Source organism: Methanocrinis sp., from assembly GCF_049974945.1.
Lineage (GTDB): Archaea > Halobacteriota > Methanosarcinia > Methanotrichales > Methanotrichaceae > Methanocrinis.
The window spans coordinates 1-2,822 of sequence record NZ_JBNGCU010000159.1; the positions used below are offsets into that span (position 1 = coordinate 1).

The following is a 2,822-nucleotide window of genomic DNA, read 5'->3' on the forward strand; positions in this document are numbered from 1 at the left end:
GATGCTCGATCTCGTGCCTGCTCAGCCCGTGCTCGTGCTTGTGCAACTCGTGCTCGTGCTCGTGCAGTTCGTGCTTGTGCTCGTGCAATTTGAACGCCTCCCCATCATGCCGCAGCCTTAATTCGGCCGCCTCTCCGGCCTCGACCTCGGTCCTGACCTCGGCCCCGACCTCGACGGCGCCAGAGCTACGAATTCCGTCTGTCGTTTTATGGATTAATAACTTCTGCTTATCATGTAGTCGGCCAGCTCCAGGAGAAGGGACTTGGCCTCCGAGTCCGGGAGGACCGCTAGTGCCTCCTTTCCCTCCTCGACCAGGCTCACCGCCTTCTTCCGGGCGTAGTCGATGGACCCGCTGGCTTTGAGGGTTTTTAGGGCGGCCTCGATCTCTTCGGCGGATGCGTTCCTCCTGCCGAAGATCTCGATCTCTGCTCCTCTGGACAATGCGTGGATCATGATCAGGGTCTTCTTCCCCTCGGCCAGGTCCCCGCCCCGGGGCTTTCCCAGAACCTCCGCCGGGGCGGTCAGGTCCAGGACGTCGTCTTGGATCTGGAAGGCCATCCCCACCAGGCGGCCGAACCTCTCCAGCCCTTCTGCCTGGAGGTCGGGGGCGCCGCTGAGGCGGGCTCCCATCCAGGCCGAGGCCCCGTAGAGGACCCCGGTCTTCTTCTCGATCATCTCCAGGTACTCGTCCTCTGCGACCTGGTCCCTCCTCTCAAACTCCATGTCCAGCCACTGCCCCTCGCAGATGGCGGCACAGGTCCGAGCCAGCATGGCCACCGAGGCGACCATATCCTCCGGCCTCGCCTCCGAGGCGGTCAGGATCTCGAAGGCCTTGGAGTAGAGGGTATCCCCGGCCAGGATGGCCCCCGCCTCGTCCCACTTGACGTGGACCGCAGGCCTCCCCCGCCGGGTCTCGGCGTTGTCCATGATGTCGTCGTGGATCAGGGTGAAGTTGTGGACCAGCTCGATGGAGACGGCCGCCGGGACCACGATCTTGGGGTCGCCCCCCACCGCCTCCGCGGCCAAAAGCAGCATGCTCGGCCGAAGCCTCTTTCCCCCGGCATCCACGAGATGCCTCCCCGCAGCGTAGAGCTCCTCCGGATGGACCACCGGCAGAAGGTCCTCTATCGCCTCGGAGATCATGCCGGACCGCCTTCCCAGCTCATCGTCAAGGATCACCATTTCTATCAAGCCTCCTGTCCTCCCCATTTCAGGGGAGGATCAGCTCCTGGCCGTTCCTCATGATGTGGAAGGTGTAGCCGAGCTCGTAGCCGGTATCCTCGGCCATGGAGAGGTACTTGCCGTGGCTCTGGAAGTTCCCGTGGCTGGGGATAACGTGCTCGGGGTTGATCATCCTCAAAAGCTCCCAGTGATCCTCGACGCAGGCGTGGCCCGAGACGTGGATGTTGTCGTAAACCCTCGCCCCCCTCATCTTCAGCTTCGTCTCCACGATGTGGCGGCTGGAGACGTTGAGGGGCTGAGGTATGACCCCGGCGCTGAAGACGACCTTGTCCCCAGACTCGAGCTGGTAGTCGGTCTCGCCGCTGGCAACCCGGCTGAGGACGGCCCCCGGCTCTCCCTGATGACCGGTCATGATGGGGAGATACTTGTCCTTTCCCTCCTGCATCATCCTCTTGAAGAACTTGTCCACGCTCTTCCTGCGGCCGTAGACGGCGAGGTCGTTGGACTTGGGGGCGTACCCCACCCTCTTCGCCGTCCCCCAGTACTTCTCCATCGACCTGCCCAGGAGGACCGGCTTTCTCCCCATCTCGTGGGCGGCCTCGATGATCGCCCTGATCCGCGCGATGTGAGAGGAGAAGGTGGTCATCAGAACCCCCGACTTCGTCTCCTCGGTCCCCATCAGAACGTCCCAGACCAGGTCCTTTGCTATCTGCTCCGAAGGCGTCTTTCCCGAGACCCCGGCGTTGGTCGTCTCGGTGATCAGGGCCAAGACCCCCTCGGACTCGAGCTTCTTCAGCCTCGCGAAGTCTGGTGGCTGGCCCAAAGTCGGGCTCCGGTCCATCTTGAAGTCGTTGGCGTAGAGGATCACACCTTTTGGGGTGTGAATGGCGGCGAAGACGCAGTCGACTATGCTGTGCTGAACCCTTATGAACTCCAGCTCGATGTCGGGCGCTATCTGCCTCGTCTTGCCGGCGTTCATGGTCACCACCTCGTTCTTCGTCCCCTGGTGCTTCTCGGCCTCGATCTCCTGCTTGATCAGATCTGCGGTGAAAGGGGTCCCGATGATGGGAGCCCTGTACTTGTGCGCAAGCTTCGATATGGCACCGATGTGGTCCAGGTGGCCGTGAGTGCAGGCTATCGCCCTCACCCTTCCGTCCACGTCCTTCATGACGCTGTCGTTGGGGATCGCCCCCATGGATATCAGCTCGGAGGGGCGAAGCCTCTCTACGTCTGTATCCTCATGAATCTGAACCCGGTCCAACCGGAGGCCCATGTCCATTATCAATATGTCATGACCGATCCTGATGGCGGTCATGTTCCGTCCGATCTCTTCGTAGCCTCCGATAGCTACAATTCCAATATCCTTCATCTCGACATCTCTCTGTAAATGGAAAACTTTTTCGCGTCAAACCCTCTCTGCTCCAGGATCTCTCTCGTCCTGCCAAGGACGACGATCGGAGCAGACCGAAGGTCGGTGATCCTCTTTGAGGCGGTCAGAAACATGGCGGTCCGAAAGGCCCTCTCGTAGACCCGGAGGGCCCCCGCAACCTCGGAAGATCCTTCCGTCGCCGGAGCCAGGAAGGGAAGAGCGGCCCCCGCCAGGCTCGCCCCCAGGGCGATGCTCTTGGCGGCGTCTATCC

General features: G+C 61.8%; 2 protein-coding genes and 1 pseudogene. All 3 read right to left on the bottom strand.

The features are described 5' to 3' along the window. Positions 1-213 precede the first annotated feature (213 nt). Complete coding sequence (locus ACP5EL_RS10085) at positions 214-1,182, bottom strand: polyprenyl synthetase family protein (RefSeq protein WP_428402384.1); 969 nt, start codon at positions 1,180-1,182, stop codon at positions 214-216. Positions 1,183-1,210: 28 nt separating this feature from the next. Continuing rightward, on the bottom strand, positions 1,211-2,551 hold the full coding sequence (locus ACP5EL_RS10090) for an RNase J family beta-CASP ribonuclease (protein ID WP_428402383.1): 1,341 nt from the start codon (positions 2,549-2,551) through the stop codon (positions 1,211-1,213). After that, a pseudogene (locus ACP5EL_RS10095) lies at positions 2,548-2,822 on the bottom strand (type 2 isopentenyl-diphosphate Delta-isomerase); the annotation flags it as partial. The pseudogene ACP5EL_RS10095 and the gene ACP5EL_RS10090, both read right to left, overlap by 4 nt.